This window comes from Bradyrhizobium sp. 18BD (assembly GCF_054185225.1).
The window spans coordinates 1-454 of sequence record NZ_JAVAYL010000220.1 but is presented as its reverse complement, the minus strand read 5'-3'; the positions used below and the strand labels follow the sequence as shown (position 1 = coordinate 454).

The following is a 454-nucleotide window of genomic DNA, read 5'->3' as shown; positions in this document are numbered from 1 at the left end:
ATTTATGATTCCCCCTTATTGAAAGTACGACGACTGACGCCAATGGCGCAAAATGTTATCTCACGCTGATTTAAAACTTACACAACTTTGTTTTTTTGTCTAAGTTTTCGCGGAGATTTTTTTGATGTACTTAAATATCAATAAGATAGAATGAGGGGAAGAAATCTATTTCAGCGCTTATAGTGTGATAACCTCCAGCGAAGCGACCACGTTGCGCCACTGGGCAAGCTGTTTTTTCTGCCCGGCAGTGAGCTTTCCGGTGGTCACCAGGAACCATTTTCTCTGGGCGAACAGCTCGGGCGCCAGCACGACTGGGGGAGAGGGAAGCACATTGAGCCGCAGCTCTTGTCCGGTACGAGACAACGCTTCCAGCCAGATTTCACAATGATCCGAGAGATGCCATCCGCTAATAAAGGCATGGTTGCCAGGCGCTTTTCTGTCGCCTTCAAGGCAA

At 47.8% G+C, this 454-nt stretch carries 1 protein-coding gene; it reads right to left on the bottom strand.

Annotated features, from left to right (window positions below):
- Positions 1-177: 177 nt before the first annotated feature.
- Positions 178-454: hypothetical protein (locus RAD16_RS41165; protein WP_458163702.1), on the bottom strand; the 277-nt coding region annotated here is incomplete at its 5' end.